This is a genomic window from Dyadobacter sp. CY312 (assembly GCF_021390535.1).
In the GTDB taxonomy this organism is placed as follows: Bacteria; Bacteroidota; Bacteroidia; order Cytophagales; family Spirosomataceae; genus Dyadobacter.
In genome coordinates this window covers 243,172-264,343 of sequence record NZ_JAJUXG010000008.1, presented here as the reverse complement: position 1 = coordinate 264,343, position 21,172 = coordinate 243,172, and the positions used below count along the sequence as shown (strand labels likewise).

Below are 21,172 nucleotides of genomic sequence, written 5' to 3'. Positions count from 1 at the left end.
AAATTTTATTCAGCCAGATTGAATTTGATCTGAACTCCTCCTGATGAACTCGCCCGGTAGAAAGTGTTGGAGACCAAAGGATCGTTGAACGTTCTGTCAAAATAGAATTGAAGACTCAACCTGTTGTTAACCATGTAATTGACCGTTGGCCGCAATTGAAAATTGATATTACCTGCAATTGGCGTGTTTTCACTTACATTTGTGACAACTCCATCCACAACAACTTCTTTTCCCAGCTTCCTTTGAATGGCTCTTGTGTCCCGGAATGTCATTCCAAGCTGCATGGTCAGATCATTCTTAAGTTTTTTCTTAACTCCGTTAATCTTAAACGGCAACGGAACATTGTTTTTGGTAAAGCCAATGTTCACTGTTACGTCCTGATTAAACAGCTCGGCAACCTGGGCGTTGGAGAGGTTCAATGCTACACTTCTGTCTCGGTTGTATTCAAATCGAGCAGTGATCTTGCCAATCGTTCTGAACTCTACACCCATCAATGGCTGGAATCTTTCGGCCATCGTAATCGTGCTCATAGAGAATACAGGCGTAAACTGACCTATCTGTTCAGTGATACCTAAGTTCTGACGTGCTGAGAGCGGGTAACCGTTAACTGCCAGATTCACGAAAGTTTCATCAAATCCCTGGTTAGAAGTAAAATTACCTACACTATAATTTGAATAGTATTTATGGCGAAGCGTAAACGAGCTGAACAATCTCTTGAAACCAGGGAGATTCGCCAAACCGCTGTATGTCACATCCCAGTTTGGCATCGGGAATTTCAGGAAGGGATTTACCCTCACTTTGCTTGGATCCGATACTCCCTTACCCGAATATGCCGAGAAGAAAGATGCCATCAGCACATCCTGAGATGTGTTGTTATACAAAGTCTTGTCCTCTCCAACCGCCGGATTTCTCTCATTTAATATGTTGATTATTTCGTTTCTGTAATTGTTGAAACGATCAAATACCTCCGAGGAATTATCCCTGTTCACTTTCGCAAAAGCGGTTCTGAAAGACCAGAACGACATGCTGAACTGTCCGTTTCGTAAAGGACTTTGAGATATAAAATCGGTCGAATCTGTTGGACGATAAAATTCCTGATAGGCGTCCTGCCTCGTGAGACGAACGTCAATGATCATTCGGAAATCTTTGAATGGTTCCAATGTTGTATTGGCAGAGAAATTCTTGGCAACGGTCATCTGGAAAGGCTGGTTTTGATCCTGACTTCTCGTGACCCAACCTTTGGAAGCAGCCATTTTCTGGAAGTTCCGGTCCTGCTCACCCATTACAAAACGCAAACCCGGAGCTTTGGTATTGTCAATTCCAAAATACTGCGGAGCGCGTAAATATCCTGGCAGCGACGTGGTTTCTAATAAAGAATAATTGAAGTTGATACCTCTTACCGTCATCAACATCCGGGTAATATTTTTGAGAACATTGGTGGATCTCACATCAATTTCTTCCATGTCACCGGGGCTTCTTGCAAAGTTTTTACGTGCAGCTGACGGCGTATTGGCGAATTTCAGATATTTCAATTTGTTATACAGCAGTACGAAATCCACCTTGCCACTCACACCTCGCTCACGACTGTTGCGTATCACATCACCAAACAATTGATCATTTGCGTCTTTAAGACCATATGCATTTGCCTGATATTGGAAACCGACAGTATGTTTGTAATCGGCGCTCATCCAGTCGGTAAGCGGTATTTTGTCAAGAGGTAGACGATATGTAAGACCGATCCGCTGATCAAAGTTCTTGATACGTCCCAGTTTTTTAAAATTGGACCATAACGAATCTTTTTTCTCCTGCGTATCAATATCACCCATAGGCTCATCTATAACCGAATTGGCTGATGAATTATAAGACAGGGTCATATTTTTAGTCAGGTTCCAGTTCAGATCGTAGTAACGGTTAAACCAGAAATACTTTTCATACATGGGCTGCACGCCTTCTGTGGTTCTATCCGCATTTCTGAGCTGTGTTTTAAGGAATCGCCTGTCCACATCCGCCCGTATTGATACCATATTCGGAAGCAAAGTGACGTTAAAGTCCCGGATTAACTCCGTCCAGCGATTTTTGGCTTCATACTTTTTGAAAGGCTCAAACGCCTTGGGCTGGCTACTGTAAACATAAGCAATACCGCCCTTGTACATGCGCTGTGCATATTGCTGCGTCAGAATATTCCTTCGATTGTCGTCACTATAGGCATAAGTGAACGACAAGTTCTCGAAATCGTAAAAGTGATTTTTAGCGCCCGGTTTCGTCTTGGTCTTTCTTACATTTGAGAAGTTAATCCCACGTTTTACCGCATTATCTTCCACCATTCGCCTGTATCCGTCACGTTCTTCGGAAGTACGAAGATTGTCCAGCGAGGTTGTCAATTCCGTATCGGGATCCAGCGGATCAAAATGTGGTTTGATATTTCTACGGTCGTAGCTCAGGAAAACCGGAATAACAAATCCCCAACTCTGTGGCAACAATTTATCAAGTGCAATGTTTGAAGAAAACCCATATTCCGTAGTGAAATTACGGGAACGTTCGCCGATTCGCTGCTGCACACTTCCAAAGCCAAATGTTTCCAGCCTGCCGGAAGCAGTTACGGTTGCAAAATCCGCAAGTTTGGCGTTCAGCTGTGCAATGGCGGCCATCCCACCCGTTTCATCAAAGCCCTCCACGTGCATTTCATTCACCCATATACAAAAGGCTTTGGAACGTTCATCTTCCGACTTTGGATTCCGCATTCCTATCATCATCACCCGCACCGAACTGAGATCAGGATTTCCAACAACAGTAATGTTATAGCGACCATCTATTGACTTGCCTATAAATGGTTGCCCGCTTTTTCTTCCGCCACCTTCTCTGTTTCTCAAAGCCTTGGCATTGATCAGATCCGCAATGGCAATATTTAACTCATTCTCTACCGGCCATATTTCTCCTTTATCCGTGGCAGATGGTAAAGTAGATCTAAGCTCAGAAATATCAATCTCGTAGTAATTCTGAGTAACGTCAGTTCCAATCCGTAAAAATGCGCCAACTTGTTTGTTTTCATCCTGCTCACTGTGCATATGGACATACATACGCAGACGCTTTCTGAATTGCAGATCAAGGTTTACATTTTTGAAAACAGCACGGGAATCGCCATCACGAAGATCAGAAACACATAAGCTCATCGATTGCTCATTCAGCAACAACGGAGGTCGTTGGGTAGCATCCTGATCTCTAATCCAACCCGGAGGGATATCATATTTGTATTTGTTTTTGTCTCCTTCATTTGGCTGTCCATTCTCATCAAGACTAACAGTCCCAACAACGAATTTTGCATCATAAGGCTCAGGCACTTCCTGTAAGCCACCCGCTGCAAGATTGTTGGTGTATTTGCGGTACTGCTGCCCAACCATTTGAAGCTGCGCGAAACGAAGCACTACCGGCTGTTGAAAATCGGTGAGGTACATCCGCATAAACCGGATCGACTTGAAGCCGTTCATGCCACCTACTTGTCCCGAAAATTCTTTGATTGGAACCCGGAATAAGTACCAGCTTTGTCCATCCTTGGTATTCACTGTTTTGTCAACAATAAATCCTTTACCTACTTCCAGCTGACCTGGTTTCAGGTCAATCTCATATTTGTAATAAGCCTCGTTGTCGTTGATCGTGTTGTCTACGTTCATGTCCTCTCCATCGGGGATGTTGGTCGAAGCAGGTGTAACGGTAGTAGCTCTGCCCTGGCTTTCAGGAGAGTTATTCTCCATACCCATGTAGTTTTTATAACGTTCAATCACCTTGGCATTGTTGTCGTCAAAATCTTGACCCAGGAAAAAAGAAAAATCATCTCCTGACGGATCCTCACTAAATCTTTCTCTTACACCTTGTGGTAATGCATCCAGATATTTTTTAAAAAATATACGTTCTTCTTCATTGTTCATCCCGTCCAGACCTACATCCTGGCGTTGGCGCGCACCGGGCTCATTGCTAAATGCGTTGATCAGATACTGCGACTTTGTAACATATCCCCAAGCTGTGGAATCTACATTATCACCCACGATTTTAGGACCAATAGGAAGGCCGTTTTCAAAATTGTAACGCTCGTCAGGGATAACGTCTTCAGAAATATCGCCGAGGTTAAATACCAGCTTGCCACCTGTTGTGTTATTAACACCTGTATTTTCGTTCTGTGCATTTTTACTTCCATCGCGAACAACTCCATTGGGACCGGATATAAAAGGATCCAATATCCAAAATTCAATACTTTCTATATTGGCATTATCAAAATCGTTATCGGATGTAATTGCCCGGCTAATTCCTCCAAAATTCTGTCTCGGCATTTTAAGACGCCCTTCATTAGTCAGGTCTGTATTGTAATTATACATTCCCCTCTCGGAAGGGAAATATGCAATGTCCAGTAGGTTTTGCGGATAGGTAACCATTCCTGCAATAGAACGGTTTGGAAATATCTGATTTGGCAGGTATAGTTTTTCGTAATAATTACTATCCGCAGAAGTGATGTTTGTCGGGATCTGATAGCCGCCGCCAAGGCCGTCCAAACCTCCGAAAATATTATCAACCGTATATGCCGATATTTTAGCACGTTTGTATCCGTAGGAAAGCTCTTTTGATGTACCAGTCCTGAACTCTTCAGGCACAGCACCGAGTCTCCATTTTTGAGGCTGACGCGCCAGATCGTATACAGTTCGTGTTGCTTCAAAGTCGTCGACAAGTGAACGGTTGTTCACGTCTTTTGAAACGCCGGGAAACAGCTTGGCAAATTCTGCTTTGAACTGGATGCTGGACATTTCCTTCGTTTGAAGAAATGGCAGTTTGTCAAGCATCTTCGTCAGGAATGGAACATCCTTACGAACGTTTATATCAAAGCCGATCATCGTATTGTTAACCGGTTCATTGCCAATAGATACCCTCGAAAGAAATCCGGCAGGACGCTCTCTGTATTTCATGGCTGTAAAACCAATACTCATATCGCGATTTACAAGGTAATCCAAGCGAGTCCCAAGTAACGAACGTATCTGATTGTTGAACATGTCAGGCCTTTCATACTCAATCACAATCTCGCGACCCGAGTTCATAACACCCTGGTTTAGAATCCTTACACGGCCGATCTGTGCTTCTACGATGTAATCCGAGCCGGGTGATAAAGGCACACCACCTGAAGTAACTGTTACCGAAGTTTCAACTACACCAAATGGCAGCTGCACTTCTGCTCCTTCGCTGGATTGATAAGAACCTTTGATGAAGAATTTGTTTCTCTCCGTCACCAATGAGGCATCAATCATAGTGGTGCGGTACAGCTCATTAAAAACATACTTGCTTCTTGCCGCCTCATTACCAGCAGAAAACTTGCCCGCCAGATTTGAACCGAAAGGTTCCAGCACCGGGAAGAAGATTCTACCGGTTTTACTGTCTATGGTAATTCCTTCAACATAGTCGAAGTTACCATCTGGCTGAAGATCGTTCACGGGATTAAGCCTGTCGAGCCCCATCAGTTTGATCAGAGGGATATTGGCAATTTCACTGTCCTGAAGTTGGGGATTATCCATCCCGGTGAGGTCATCCTTGTATATGACACGCAACTGAAATCCCTGACGATCGATCTGGCTCGTTCCTAATGAATATACGTTTTTCATCATCAGGTTCCACATCGGCAGGTTCGTATTGTTCCTGATGGTAGACGATTTCAAAAGTTTCAGTACAATTACTTCATCCTCTGTCTTATCCTGATAATCTTCTGTAAGCTCTCCTACTTTAAATGAGCGCCCGTTAAGTGTATATTCATAAGCAACTGCCAAAACCTCATCGTTACGAAGCGTTGTAGTAAGTGATATGAAACCAAGCTGCGGATGAAATACATAGTCACGGTCAGCAACGAGCTTTTTCGCACCTCTCAATAACTCATAATCGCTGGATTTCTCCAAACCAAAAGTTCCGAATAATACAGAATTTGTATTATCTACCTGGCGAAATGCACCATTTCTCTGAAGATTACCAAATAGACCATTCGCTCCGTTTGCCGCCGCCGAGCTACCAACAATAGGCTGCAAATTAGGATTTCCACTTTTATAAGGAGCAGGTTCTCCCAGATCAGCAAAACCAACCACATTCCTAAGTGACTCGGTGGTTGTTGTCCGGTTCGTCACGTATACTTCCATTCTCGTAATGGTTACTCCGGAAGTAATTGTAGGCGTATTTGTCAGCGACTTTTCATATATGTTTCTAAAATACTGTGAGAGAAAGAAGTTCCTGTTCTCGTCATATGCATCCGCCCTGATCTCAAATTCTCTTCCTTGTGCACCACCGCGCAACACAATCCGCTCCTTGCTCGACTTTTGCTGCGACGCCACAAATGTCGCTTTCAGTCTCCCAAACTGAAAATCGGTCTTCAAACCAAACAGGTTCTGCACGCCCGGAATCAATTGACTGTTAATGGCCCAATTGATGTTACCGGCTTCGATTTTCTTAATGAAACTTTCCTCCGGATTTTTATAGTTCAGTTTGATCGCATTCTCAAAATTGAAATTAGCCTTGGTATCGAAGTTGGTTTGAAAACCCAACATATCACCAAGTCTGGCATCAAAGTTGATATTAATCTGCTCGTTGAAAATGAACTGGGTATTTCTTCTCTGGCGAATCGGGATAGTAGGATTATCCAGAAACTGGTGCATTACTCCAAGATCCAGGGATACGAAACCAGTTGGCTTAAAATTCAGAAAATCGTCACCCAATAGTTTTGATAACGCGGGAGGTACATCAAGCTTTGGCAGCAGACCTCTCGCCCCCATGGCTCCCTGCCCATCCTGACGGCTCGAATATTCTTTCAATAAGCTCCTGAATGCACGTCCTTCCTGCACTTTATCATATTGCTGCAAATCCATTCCCTCAGGCGCACGGTAGTCCAGCGTTCCTGACGGAGTCTGAATTTGTTCTGTAACAGCTACTTTACCGGTACTGTCCAGCAAAATTTCAGTTTTGATATTTGCAGGATCACGCAGGTAAAATGCAGATTTTGGCCGGGGTTGTACAAGTCTGTTGGAATAATAATCCTTCCAGCGCATAACGAACTGGCTTCCGGACTTATTGACGTTATTTTTGGAAGAATCCTCCGGTAGCGTATCGGCCAGCATTACCAGCTCTGGCTGGGGACCACTGTAGACATCGTTCTCCACTGAAACGGACGCAAGCAACGCCGCACAGGTTGATATAGTTAACGCCTTAAAAAGTAGAGAGTAAATTGTTGACGACAAGGCTAATATCCGTATTTAGAGAAGGTTAGTACTGCGATCCGTTTCAGCATTTCAATTGAATGGTTCAGGTTTTCCACAGGTCATAAAGTAACAGCTATTTCTATCAGGCTCAACGTAGTGCTAGCTTTATCAGTTGCTCCACGCTCATTTCGTGCCCTTCCCTTTTCAGGATCACATCCAGACTCTTTTCTGCTGTTGCTTTTGGAATACCCAAAGTGACCAGCGCCGCCAAAGCTTCATTTTTAAGTGAATTGGATTGGTTCATAACAGGTTTACTGTCTGCAATACCGCCCCATTCTTCCTTCCGAATTTTATCCTTTAATTCGAGGATAACCCGTTGTGCTGTTTTGGATCCTATTCCTTTTATCGACTGTATCAATCGTATATCCTCATCTACAATGCCCTGTCGGATCTCATTTGAAGAAAGCGAGGAAAGCATCACCAAAGCGGTAGCCGGCCCCACGCCGGAGATTCCGATTAAATCCAGAAAAAGTTTCTTTTCGTCCGTTGCCCAGAATCCATAGAGAATATGAGCATCTTCACGAATATTGAGGTAGGTTACGAGCTTGCACCGGGCACCACTTTCAGGCATTGCGGTATAAGTTTGCAAGGATATCCGGATCTCATACCCAACTCCGTTAACGTCAATAATTGTATAAGCAGGATCTTTGTAACTAACCGTCCCGTTAACGTAAGCGATCATAAATAAAGTATGTGTATTAAACTCAACTGCTAACTTGATATGATCAATTTCTGACCAGGTTTGATTTCATTTCCTCTGATTTTATTTGCCTTTTTGAGGTGATCAAGAGGCAGGCCGTAACGCTGCGAAATTGTCCACAGTGTATCTCCCTGCTGAACGGTGTGGTAACGCATTTTCAGCTTCCTCGTTTTCTCGTATTCCTTTTCAGGCTTTGCGGCAGCAACCACAGCAATTTTGGCCGCCGACGGAACTACTTCTTTCACTTCCTTCATGATCACCAAGTGCTGGCCTCTCATGATATTACTTCTCCGTAACCGGTTCCATTGTTTCAATTGTGAAACAGAAACTCGGTATTTTTTGGAGATGGATAAAAGCGTCTCTCCTCTTCTTACCGTGTGAGAAGTTCTCTTCGTTCTTTTCACAGTGGTTGGAGTAGCCTCATCGGCTTCCTCCTCATATTCGTCGTTCTGTCCGGTGCTGGCAAAAGCGTAAGGAAAAGCTTTGTTTTGCCCTAAAGAATCATTGCGTGTACTGTCCGCAACAGCCAACATGCTATTGACAGGCAAAAGTTTACGTGTACACGAATCCATAATCATTGAGCGATTACTTACCAGGTAAGTATACTTTACACTCGGCACCCGTAATACAAAATCCCGCGTCTTATCAGGAAGCAGATTCTTCGTAATGGAAGGGTTCAGCTTTCCCAGTTCCTGAAAATCTATTCCGGCATTGTCACAAAACGCAACCAGATCAATGTAACCGTTTATATGAATTGTATCATTGGGTATCTGGTATTCAGGATTTTCTGCATAAATACCGTGATCATTTCCATAATTCATCATATAGTTCATCGCCACGTATTGCGGAACATAAGACCTGGTTTCTCTTGGCAATGCATTGTAAATAGTCCAGAATGTAGTACCTCTTGATCGGCGCATCGCCCTCTTAATATTTCCCGGACCCGTGTTATAAGAAGCAAGCGCAAGCTCCCAGTCACCAAAGATGTTATACAATTGTTTCAAATATCTGCAAGCTGCCTCAGTGGCCTTTACAGGTTCAAAACGCTCATCAATGTAGCTATCCTGATACAAACCAAATTCTCTTCCTGTTGCAGGCATGAATTGCCACAACCCGCCTGCGCGAGCATGTGAAATAACCTTGGGATTCAATCCCGACTCAATCATGGAAAGGTATTTTAGTTCAGCTGGCAAGCCGTGCTTCTGAAGTGTTTTTTCGAATAAAGGAAAAAACAAAGGCATTTTCTCCATCATGGATTTGGTGAAGCTCGCCTTTTTGTAAATGAAATACTCCACAAAATCGTGTGAGGACTTGTGGTATGTAAGTGGAATGGACTTTTCCAGCTTCGCAAATCGCTCCCGAAGCAGCTTCTCCGGAACAGCCGGATTAGCACTGAATTCTTCAATTGCAGGTAAATTGTAAAACAGAGAATCAAGCTGTTCAGTCCCTACCACTGTATCTGCCTGCGCAACTTGCGGCAAAACAAAAACTGCCCCGTTGGCCAGTTGCGATACATTACACAATCCCATACACATGGCTCCCAGCCACAATACTCTTCTAGAAATCTTCATCAATAACTTTTTTGAAGGTTAATCAATTCCCGGTTTTCAATGGCTCTAGTTTGCTGTAAAAGGCGCAGACATAAATCCTATTATATAATTTTCAGCTTTTTGAAAATTAGCCTGCTGAATCAGATAATCTTAAACAATTTTAATTACTGACCTCATTTTGTGCCGAAATGCTTTATTTCTGGCACGATTTTTTACTCTCAACATGTGTAGAACTCTGACATTTGTAAGCCAGAAGTTCAAAAAAATTATCTGGCAGATGCCGTTAGTTTACTCTCTTTTGTTAAGCCCGACAGATAGCTGGTAAAAGAAAGCATCTTTCCCTCCTCAAACGAAGACGCCATCACCTGTAAACCTATGGGCATTTCATTTTCATCTACACCATTCGGAATAGAAATTGCCGGATATCCAACCACATTAGCATGAACAGTAAATATATCTGCAAGATACATCTGCAATGGATCTTCCGACTTTTCTCCCAAATTGAACGCGGTTGTTGGTGTTACGGGTGAAATAAAGAAATCAAATTGTTCGAAAAACCTACTTGTTTCTTCCCGCACCAATCTTCTAACGCGTTGCGCCTTGGTATAGTATGCGTCATAGTAATTTGCACTCAATACAAATGTTCCAAGCAAAATTCTCTTGCGGACCTCGTCTCCAAAACCCTCAGTGCGGGATTTTTTATACATCGATTCCAGATCCACACTTTCACCAGAACGATGACCATACCTGACTCCGTCAAAACGAGACAAGTTTGAGCTGGCTTCTGCTGTTGTTAATATATAATAGGTTGGTAAAAGGTATTCAAGAAGAGACATTTCAACAGGTTCCACTTCATGCCCCTCATCCCTTAAGCGATTTAAAACTTCAAGCGTATTACTTCTGATTTCAGGAGCAATCGAATCGCTCTCCAACGTCTCTTTGATATAGCCCACCCTGGCTTTGCCATTCCACGCAGGTAATTTGCTGTAAGCAGGAACGGGTTTTTCTGAAACTGTGCTGTCAAAACCATCTGCTCCAGCTATAATTTCCAGAATAAGAGCGGCGTCTTCAACACTCTTAGTAATTGGCCCTACGCAATCAAAAGAAGAAGCATAAGCAATTAATCCCCAGCGGGATACCCGACCATAACTTGGTTTCAACCCAACTACGCCGCAGAAAGCAGCCGGCTGCCTCACCGAGCCTCCGGTATCACTACCAATAGAGGCGTGGCACAAACCTGCCTGGACTGCAACAGCAGATCCACCCGAAGAACCACCAGGAACTTTGGAATGATCAGCTGCATTGAGAACAGGTCCCAGAGAAGAATTTTCATTGGAAGAACCCATGGCGAACTCATCGCAATTCTGACGACCGATCACAATGGCATCCTCATCCAGCAAGCGTTGAACCGAGGTAGCGGTATACGGAGCCTTGTAGGAATTCAGTATCTGACTGCCAGCCTGCAAACCATGTCCCTTGTGAGATAAAACATCTTTCAGGCCAATAACCAAACCTGCCAAACGCCCTGCAGTTCCGTTCTTTATTTTTTCATCTACACGAATCGCCGACTCTTTCGCTTCTTCCGCGTAAACATCGACAAAGGCATTGAGATGAGCCTGAGAAGAAATACGATCCAGATAATGATCTACCAACTGCACGCACGTTAGAACTCGTTCACGCAAATCACCCTGAATTTCCGTCAGCGTCAGATACTCTTTCAATGTATATATTTTTGTGGGGTTACAAATAAAGAATCAGAGCCAATAAGTTAACACTTAACGGCTCTGCCAATATTATTACAATAAAGAAACGGAAGATTATTTAGGATCCTCCATGCTTTTTTCGATGTTCTCTTTAACGTCCTTGGTAGCATTTTTAAACTCGTTGATACCTTGGCCCAAACCACGCATCAGCTCAGGAATTTTCTTTGCACCAAAGAATAGTAAAACGAATAATGCAACCAAAAATATCTCCTGACCACCCAATCCCATAAATGCCAAAACGGTTACTGATTCCATATCTAGTTTATTTTTTATGATTACAAAAATACTTATTCTTTTTTTAAGACCGAAGGAATACGGCTACTTTATCCTATATTAATTGTTTTTTTACTCTTCTCCCATTCACTGAATTTGGCTATGTCGCCACTCAGGCTTTTGAACAGCCAGATCACCAGTGCCACATCATCAGTGATACCTATTACAGGCAGAAAATCAGGTATAATATCGATTGGCGAAACGAAATAAATCAGAACTGCAACAATTGATACTAGACTTTTCCAGGGAAGGGACTTATACTCACCGGAAGCACATGCCCGGATCATTCTGATCAGCAACCCAACGCTGTTCTGAAATTCGGCCATATTACCTGCGAATCCCACAGTATTCAGTTTTCCCATGGCCTGCTTTGCCAGGTCGAACAATTTTGCTGTATTTCCGGCATACTTACCCGCCTTTCCGGTAGCCTTTTTAAAAAAAACTGACTTCAAAATTTTTGTTAACAATGACTCATTATTCATCTTCAAAAAGAAAAAGTGGTTAGTTTCGGCAATATAACTATCTAATTACGCAAAAAATTGCATGTTGGATTGAGACGTATTACTTTTCCGTCTAAAAATAAAATTCTTTATGGTTTTAATAGAATATGTACCCTATTTTTAGGACATTATTTGAAACCATTAACTTCTTAACATTAAATACATTATTTATGAAGATTACCGTTGTAGGAGCCGGAGCAGTGGGAGCAACCACCGCAGATAATATTATTCGCCGCGAACTGGCAGAAGAGGTAGTGTTACTGGATATTAAGGAAGGAGTTAGTGAAGGCAAAGCACTTGACATGTACCAGACAGCAGCCTTGCTTGGCTTTAACACAAAACCAATCGGCTCAACAAATGACTACGAAAAAACAAAAGGATCGGATGTAGTGGTAATCACCTCAGGCCTTCCCCGCAAACCAGGCATGACCCGTGAGGAACTGATAGGAATCAATGCAGGCATCGTGAAGGGTGTTACTGAAAATATTCTTAAATATTCGCCAAAGGCGATCATTATCGTGGTTTCCAATCCAATGGACACCATGACCTACCTTGCACTGAAAGAATCAGGGATACCTAAAAAACGCCTGATCGGTATGGGTGGAGCTCTCGACAGCGCACGCTTCAAAACCTACCTTGCTCTGGAAATGGATGTTTCGCCATTAGATATTCATGGGATGGTAATTGGCGGACATGGAGATACAACCATGATTCCACTCACACGTCTTGCCACATACAATGGGATCCCTGTAAGCCGATTCCTTTCTTCTGAAAAACTGGAAAAAGTTGCTGCCGACACCATGGTGGGCGGAGCAACACTTACCAAATTGATAGGAACATCAGCATGGTACGCACCAGGAGCAGCCACCCTTCTACTGGTGGAAAGCATTGTCCGCAACCAGAAGCGTATTGTTCCTTGCAGCGTTTACCTCAATGGAGAATATGGCCAAAAAGACATCTGTATGGGTGTACCCGTTGTATTGGGACGCAACGGTTGGGAGAAAATCATTAACCTTCGCCTGAGTGATGCTGAAAAAGCAGCATTCGAAAAATCTGCGGAAGCGGTAAGGTCCATGAATGGCGCGTTGAACTTGTAGTACAATATCTTTTTTTTAAAAGCCGGCTCCAAACAAGAGCCGGCTTTCTTACTTAAGAAGCATTCCGTTCACACCTGTAAACATACGCTTCAGCACACGTCAAGCCAACAATCAAATCTTAGAAAAGTTATTTTTTATTTTTAAAATAAATTAATAACTCCAGACATCCAGCCTGCATTCTTCTTATCCTATAATTTTAGTAGAAAAATTATATATGGCATTTATCGAAAAAATCAATTGATAATTTTAATTTATTTTTGGTCAATACAATTTTATTCTCCTACTTGCACGCTTCAAAATATTTTTGAAGAAAATTGTCACTTTTGAATCCACTTCATCAATCTAAAAACCAAATTTAAATTATGAGAAAATTACTAATTCTACTAGTCACCACTTTCCTGTCCGGTGCGGCTATAGCACAAGGAATAAAAGGAAAGGTTACTGATAGCAAGACCGGCGTTGGCCTTCCCGGAGTAACAATATTAATACAGGGTACTAATACCGGAACCGCTACTGAAGCAGATGGGAATTACACACTGAACATCGCTGACGGGACTTACAAAATGAATGTCAGTTTCATAGGCTTCACAACCCAAACTGTTGATGTGAAGGTTGCCGGAACAACGGAAGTGAATGTAGCTCTTTCGGAAGGGACCTCAACACTGGATGAAATCGTGGTAACAGGATCAAGAGCTGGTGGTCGCGTCAATACGGAAAGCCCGGTGCCTGTTGATGTAATTAATCTTGCTCAAATGAGCACACAGGTACCTCAAAACAACCTCAATCAGATTATGAACGTGGTGGCTCCATCATTTACTTCCAACACCTCAACGGTTGCAGACGGAACTGACCATATTGACCCTGCACAATTACGTGGGCTGGGGCCGGATCAGGTATTGGTTTTGCTAAACGGTAAAAGAAGACATACCTCTTCATTGGTGAATGTAAATGGTACACCCGGGCGCGGATCAGTTGGCACAGACTTAAATGCAATTCCTGCCTATGCAATTGAAAAAATCGAAGTCTTACGTGATGGCGCCTCAGCACAATATGGCTCAGATGCAATCGCAGGTGTTATTAATGTTAAAATGAAGGAGGCCACGGGCAAATTAAATATGTCTCTGTACAGTGGCGCAAATTTCTCGCAAGGATCTAACGACCACACTGGTGGTGTCGACGGAGGCAACCTTCAAATTGATGCAAATTACGGTATCAGACTTGGTCAGAAAGGGTTTATCAATTTCACAGGCTCGGCCTTAACAAGAAAACCTACTCAACGTGCAGACTTTGCTACAGGTAGTATTTTTAATGCTTATAACGCAATTGAATACCGTGTTCAGCAAAATGGCGGAAACGTAGGTAATTTGGTAAACGACATTTCGGCCATCAAACAAGGTGCCCTGGGCGTGAGCTATCTGGATGCTGCTACACAATCTTCGATTGCTGCTTCCACTTCAATCAGCGATCTGCAAAAAGTACTAGGCGCAGATGTGACCGACAACGAGCTATCATACAGAGGGCTGGAAAGAAGAGATTTCAATATGCGCATCGGACAGTCTCAGTTGAAAAGTATTCAGCTTTTCGCGAACATGGCTATTCCAATAAACGAAAATCATGAATTTTATGCTTTCGGCGGATATGGCAAAAGAAAAGGGAATGCAGCAGGTTTTTATAGAAGACCAAATCAGGCACGTACCTACACAGGGATATTTATCAATGGCTTTTTACCTGAAATCCACTCAGATGTGATCGACGCATCCGCAGCAGCTGGTGTCAGAGGTAAATTGGGACAGTTCAACTACGATCTGAGTAATACATTTGGCTCAAATACATTCAATTATGGTGTAGAAAATACAGTTAACACCACCATGCTAAGTAATTCTCCTACCGTTTTTAAAGCTGGTGGCCTTAATTTTAAACAAAACACCATTAACCTTGACCTTAGCCGTAAATTTGATGTGCTTTCAGGTCTAAACCTTGCGTTTGGAGCGGAGGGGCGTTTCGAATCATACCGCATTAAGGCAGGTGATGAAAATTCATACGGAAGATACGATGTGAGTGGAAAACCAATTGATATTAACAATTTAACTGGTGTAGCCCCAACCGATTTTTTCGGAAACGGTCGCCCAGGCGGAGCGCAAGTTTTTCCAGGGTTTAGACCGATCAATGAATCAGAAACCCAAGATGCAAACCGTCAGAGTGTTGCTGTATATGTTGACACAGAATTAGATGTAACAGACAAATGGCTTCTTGGAGGTGCGGTGCGTTTTGAAAATTATTCGGATTTCGGAAGTACCACCAATTTCAAATTGGCAACCCGTTACAAACTGACGGACAATATCAATCTCCGCGCAGCAGCATCAACGGGTTTCCGTGCGCCTTCTCTGGCTCAAATCTACTTTAACTCAACATCAACTCAGTTTGTAGGTGGCGTTCCTTTTGAAGTAGGTACATTTAGCAACGCATCAGATGCTGCTAATGCTTTAGGTATTCCTGATTTAAAACAGGAAGAATCTAAAAGTCTGAGTGCTGGCTTTACAGCTAAGATACCAAGTTCGAATTTGACGATTACAGCAGATGCTTATTTTGTTCGTATTAATGACAGGGTAATTCTAACTGATCAATTCCTGAGACCATCCAATTCAACCTCACCTGCTCCTACCTATTATTTCCCAGAAGGTACGGTTCAAAGAGAATTACAAAATGCTTTCGATGGTGCCAATGCTACATCAGCAACTTTCTTCTCAAACGCGATTAACACAGAATCGAAAGGAATTGACTTAGTCATCTCTCATAAAGCGAGATTTGACAATGGTGCAACTTTGAGAACCGACCTTGCCGGTACTATATCCCAAACCAAACAAGTAGGCCGTATTAAAGCGTCAGATATTCTTGCAAACAATGGTCAGATAAACAGTTATTATTCAGAAGCTTCAAGAATTTATTTACAGGAGGCTGTTCCAAGAGTGAAGTTCAACTGGAGTCACAGTTTGACAGTCAATAAGTTTGACCTATTCCTTAGAAATGCGTATTTCGGTAAGGTTACTGACCCGAACACGGTTGACGTAAATGGAGATGGTTTCATTGGAGCTATTATTGTAAATGGGCAGGCTGTCGAAAACGAACATCCTGTTTGGGCTGGGAGGTTGATCACAGACCTTTCGGTAGGCTATCAGATCACTAAAATGATCAAGGTAGTTGTTGGAGCTAACAACCTGTTTGATATTTATCCGGACAGAAATTATAACCCAATCACAGCAAAAAGACCTTCGGGAGTTGCTAATGGAAAAGTTGTTTATAACAATCCAGCCGCAACGGTTGATCTTTCCAACGCAAATCAGTTCGTGTATTCAAGAAACACCTCTCAGTTCGGTATGAATGGAAGATTCTTGTTTGCACGATTGAACTTTACCTTTTAATATTCAGGAAAGCTGAATTTACTTCATAACAAAAATGGGCAACCTTAACCGGTCGCCCATTTTTGCATTCAAACATTTGAATCAGATCGAAATCTGATATTGCAATATCCATGATCCACGTCTGCCATCTTTCGCCAGTTCGTTGGCAACAATGCTGGTTTTATAAACGGGCCTGTTTTCGTAATTCAAAGTTAATTTCCCATTCTGACCTTTTATGAGCCAGTTTACACCTACGTTGTAAACCTTCATTGCATCACTTAACCGTTCGTAATCTGCATGTTGCAAAGAAACAAAAGGCATTAATGTTCCCTGATTTCCCAACAGCCGGTCTTTAAACTTATATCCCGCCTGCGTGTAAATAACATTACCCGTTCCAAACATCGGATAGGTATTGCCATGCGTTCCGCTTACTCCCGCAATTGGTTGGGTCGTGCCGGTTCCAGGGTTCATACTGCCATTGTAACGGAGGTATCCCTTTCCATAATCGGTATGGAAGTAACCAACATAACCAGACACGGCACTGCCTTTATCTTTATTTACGGGCATATCTGCATAAGCCGCAACAGACCACAAATTCATGTTACCATATAGTGTGTCTGCTCCTTCTCTACGCCAGGTGGCATTCTTTTGAGAAATAAATCCAGCTTCCAGATTCAACACCTTTCTTTTCCCCAAATAGGTACCTGTCATGTAACCCGGTGCAGTGTTGTCTTCGGTGTCGAAGAAATTATAGATCAGCAACCCATCAAATTGTTTCTTGTGTTTCTTTTGAGCAAATACTGAATTAACTCCCAAACCGGGAGGAGTTGCGCCACTGGTTTCTATCGGAAATGGATCCGCTATGGCGACACGGTAGTTCAGCTTACCAATCTGCCCACGGCTATACACTGCAAGTTTTCGAGAGAAAATATCGGTTTGATCTACTGTGGCTTGCGCGAATACAGGTACATCCATCGTCATGATCGTCCCTATACTGGGCTGCGAAAAACGTGATAGTCCATTCACAATAGTGAGCCCGGCTCCAAAACGAATGAAATTGTTCCCCTTCCGTTGCACCTCATATTCTCCCAATGCATCGTGGAAGAATGCCGCTACTTTTCGGTTGCTTGGTGTACCGTTGGTATTATAGGCCGGAAAACCATTGGCTTTATTAAAATTATTCATCCCAAACTGAGTGTAAAAGAAAATCCGGTCTGTAACTTGTCCGAAGAGCTGCATTCTTGTCCGCCTCAAACCAATATCAAAGGTGTTCGAAGCGGCATCGCCCAGGACGGTGGTTCCAGGATTATTCTCGTTCAGCCTGAGCCATATCTGATTTGTAAAAGTTACTTTGACGTAATGTGAACCGGAATTGTTAAGATTGTAACGAATATCATTCTTTGTGTTATCATCGGATGGTTTGGTTTGAGCAAAAGCCATAGAAGATGTAAGTACCAACAGAGGAATTATTTTTAACATAAGCTTACTTTATTATTGATTCTAAAAGGCAAACGGCACATTAAACTTTTTATGACGAGTTAAAACAAAATTAAAAGTCCGTTACATGATTTTTTTTGCATTTGAAAACCCAGGCAAATTAAGGTTATACAGCAACCATCGCTTACAAACGAAGCGGATGTGCCGTATATCTTTACTCCTTTTTTTTGCTTTATTTTCATTTGCAGTTGCTCAGGAAACACCACCTCTGATCAATTTTACTCCACAGGTATACAAAGCCCACCAGCAGAACTGGGCTATTGATCAAAGCGCTGACAACATCATTTACGCAGCAAATTCCGACGGGCTTGTTGAGTATGACGGATCTTCCTGGAAACTGTATCCCTTACCCGACCACCAGATTATACGTTCAGTGCTGTGCGATGAAGTAACTATTCCCAAGCCAACAACGGGAAAGACCTTAACACAGAACACAACCACTGCAAACCGTATATACGTAGGAGGTTATGCCGAGTTTGGCTATTGGCAGGAAAGTGCTACCGGTCAGCTTTTATATCATTCTTTGAGCAAAAAAGCGGGGTTTTCCACATTAAAAACGGAGGAAATATGGCATATCCAGAAGACACCCGACTATATATACTTCCAGTCATTCTCTCGCATTTATCGTTTCGACGGAAAAAATCTGACTGAAATTAAAGTCCCCGGCAACTTTATGTTCATGCGATATGTACACAACAGACTGCTTGTTCAAATGATCGGCAAGGGTTTATATGAATTGAACAATCGCACCTGGACTCCGGTATCTGGTACTGATGCACTTGCATCAACAATCGTATCTTCAATTCTTCCATTGGGTGAAAATAGAATACTCATTACCACAACCAAAAATGGTCTGTTTATTTACGAGGATGGAAAGTTAATTCCGTGGAATATTCCCATTGCTTCTGATCTTAAGCGAAACATTATCAATAAAGCGATCTTACTCAGCCCCGATAGCAGTTATGCAATAGGCACGATTCAAAAAGGAGTTTACATTATTTCCAAAGATGGTGTTCTGAAATATCAGTTTAACAAAGAGAACGGCTTGCAGAACAACACCGTATTATCTTTGGCCGAAGACAAAAGAAACCATCTCTGGATCGGAATGGATAAGGGTATTGATCTCATCAGCATTTCGTCTCCCATTATTTCCTATCAAACGAACGACAATCCGCTCGGCTCTACCTATGCCGCTGCGGTGTGGCGTGGAAACCTGTACGTGGGATCCAACAATGGAGTTTTTGTTAAAAGGTGGAAGTCATCTGAGCCTTTTCGTTCCATTCCCGGCCTGGGTGGACAAACCTGGTTTTTGAAAGTAATTAATGATCAGCTCCTTTGCGGGCACAACGATGCTACTTATCGTATAGAAGAGAATGGAATTTATAAAATTTCAGGCGTTACAGGAGGGTGGGTATTATTACCCGTAAAAAGTGGAAATGACACGTTGCTCTTGCAAGGCGCCTACACAGGCCTGCACGTCTATAAAAAAAACAAGAACAATTTATGGAGTTACGCATATCCTGTAAAATCGGTACCACCACTTCCTATTCGCCAGCTGGTTCAGGACAGTGACGGTTCCTTCTGGCTTGCACATGCCTATAAGGGGCTCTATCGCGCAAAGCTCACACCGACACTTGATTCCGCTATTTTTTGGAAAGAGTACAGATCTCCAAAAGAAATACCAAGTGAGTTTTCCATTGAGATCAATAAAACAAGAGGCAAAATTCTGGTTCGATCAGGCAGTAAGTACTACGAACCTGACTCTACCAAACAACTCCATATTGTTAATACATTTCAAAGCACCCCCGAAGAACCGTTTAAGATACGGGAAGGCATTCATGGTGAGTGGTTTAAAATTTTCATGAACCGTGTCGAATTTTATTCGGGCAATGGTGAGAAAAAAAACTTCGAGCTTACTCTGGTAAGGAACAGCGAAACCATACTGCCATTATCTGAGTCATTTTACTTTTTCTGTCTGGATAATGGCTACGCGTTGTACGACCGGCTGGGAAGTACCCGACAAATACCGGAAAACATACTACCATCCGTTCGCCGCGTTTCTAACCTGCGGAACCTCTCGGAAACATTTGCTATAAAAAGCGGCGTGACACTTCCGGAGGATATCCGCTCGATCCGGATTGCCTATTCGCTACCTGTATTCGGGCAAAATATCCAATTCAAATACCGGTTAAAAGGCCTTACTGAGCAGTGGTCAGAATGGACCGACCAAAATACCGTCGAGTTCACCAATCTGGATGCCGGGAGTTATGTTTTTGAAATTAGGAGTAATCTCAGCAACAACATTGCAGCGTATCAGTTTTCGGTTACACCCTACTGGCGTGAGACATTCTGGGCAAAACTGCTATTCTGGGTTACTGTTACTGTAGTTCTACTGGCTTTGTTGCTTTATCAGGAGAGAAGGCTGGAACGACACAGAAGGAAATTATTAGAAGAGCAGGAAGAAAAGCTCCGTCAGCAAAGGCTATCGAGTGAACGCAAAATCATGGAGATCCAAAATGAAAAGTTGCAAAGCGAGATCAAAAACAAAAGCCAGCAAATAAGTAATGTTGCCATTAACGTGGTTCGCAAAAACGAGATACTTGAGGAGATCAGAGATGAACTTAAACAGGTGAAACTGGATATGGGACAGCAGTTACCCAACATCCATTACCAGAAGCTTCTCAACAGTATAGAAAGAAACGTCGCAGGCAAAGAAGACTGGCAGCTTTTTGAAGATAATTTTGAAGAAATACACGAACAATTTTTCAAAAGACTTCGCACAATTTGCCCGGCGATCTCGCCTTCTGAACTTCGCCTTGCGGCCTGTCTCCGCATGAATTTATCCACTAAGGAAATGGCACCCGCACTGGGAATTTCGATACGCGGTGTGGAGATAAAACGCTATCGTTTGAGAAAAAAGCTGGATTTAGGGCTTGATGCCAACCTCGTGCAATACATGATGGATATCTGACACAATTGCATTTATCTTCTACAAAACATCTTTAAGTTCTATTTATACTTGCATTATTCTCATTGATGTAATGATGATGTAGTGCTTTTTTTGATGATCTGATGCCTATTGAAGTACATTTGGTGACAATTCAATTAATTCTTTTAATAATT

The 21,172-nt window shown here is 42.6% G+C and carries 10 protein-coding genes; 3 read left to right on the top strand and 7 right to left on the bottom strand.

What is annotated here, in order from left to right:
- Positions 1-5: 5 nt before the first annotated feature.
- The 6 genes from sprA to LZG71_RS12450 form a co-directional block, all read right to left on the bottom strand.
- Positions 6-7,250 (bottom strand): cell surface protein SprA, encoded by a 7,245-nt coding sequence (gene sprA, locus LZG71_RS12475; RefSeq protein ID WP_233820862.1) that lies wholly within the window; start codon positions 7,248-7,250, stop codon positions 6-8.
- 109 nt (positions 7,251-7,359) lie between these two features.
- On the bottom strand, positions 7,360-7,953 hold the full coding sequence (gene ruvA, locus LZG71_RS12470) for a Holliday junction branch migration protein RuvA (protein WP_233820861.1): 594 nt from the start codon (positions 7,951-7,953) through the stop codon (positions 7,360-7,362).
- 29 nt (positions 7,954-7,982) lie between these two features.
- Entirely contained in the window at positions 7,983-9,542 is a 1,560-nt protein-coding gene (locus LZG71_RS12465) for a lytic transglycosylase domain-containing protein (protein ID WP_233820860.1), read from the bottom strand.
- A gap of 245 nt (positions 9,543-9,787) precedes the next feature.
- The gene (gene gatA, locus LZG71_RS12460; RefSeq protein WP_233820858.1) at positions 9,788-11,242 is read right to left on the bottom strand and encodes an Asp-tRNA(Asn)/Glu-tRNA(Gln) amidotransferase subunit GatA; all 1,455 of its coding nucleotides are present in this window, start codon (positions 11,240-11,242) and stop codon (positions 9,788-9,790) included.
- Positions 11,243-11,338: 96 nt separating this feature from the next.
- A complete protein-coding gene (locus LZG71_RS12455) occupies positions 11,339-11,539 on the bottom strand; it encodes a twin-arginine translocase TatA/TatE family subunit (RefSeq protein ID WP_026631334.1) in 201 nt (66 codons plus the stop codon).
- A gap of 68 nt (positions 11,540-11,607) precedes the next feature.
- Positions 11,608-12,009, bottom strand: a complete 402-nt coding sequence (locus tag LZG71_RS12450; RefSeq protein WP_233820856.1) for a YkvA family protein — start codon at positions 12,007-12,009, stop codon at positions 11,608-11,610.
- Positions 12,010-12,227: 218 nt separating this feature from the next.
- Here LZG71_RS12450 and mdh point away from each other — a divergent pair, with 218 nt between their 5' ends.
- Together mdh and LZG71_RS12440 are read left to right on the top strand one after the other, a co-directional pair.
- Positions 12,228-13,154, top strand: a complete 927-nt coding sequence (gene mdh / locus LZG71_RS12445) for a malate dehydrogenase (protein WP_233820855.1) — start codon at positions 12,228-12,230, stop codon at positions 13,152-13,154.
- A gap of 362 nt (positions 13,155-13,516) precedes the next feature.
- The gene (locus tag LZG71_RS12440) at positions 13,517-16,573 is read left to right on the top strand and encodes a TonB-dependent receptor (RefSeq protein WP_233820853.1); all 3,057 of its coding nucleotides are present in this window, start codon (positions 13,517-13,519) and stop codon (positions 16,571-16,573) included.
- Positions 16,574-16,654: 81 nt separating this feature from the next.
- On the opposite strand, the gene LZG71_RS12435 is transcribed toward LZG71_RS12440, so the two are convergent.
- A complete protein-coding gene (locus LZG71_RS12435) occupies positions 16,655-18,031 on the bottom strand; it encodes a hypothetical protein (protein WP_233820851.1) in 1,377 nt (458 codons plus the stop codon).
- An 85-nt stretch (positions 18,032-18,116) separates the two neighbouring features.
- Here LZG71_RS12435 and LZG71_RS12430 point away from each other — a divergent pair, with 85 nt between their 5' ends.
- On the top strand, positions 18,117-21,020 hold the full coding sequence (locus tag LZG71_RS12430) for a triple tyrosine motif-containing protein (protein WP_233820850.1): 2,904 nt from the start codon (positions 18,117-18,119) through the stop codon (positions 21,018-21,020).
- The last annotated feature ends 152 nt before the right edge of the window (positions 21,021-21,172 follow it).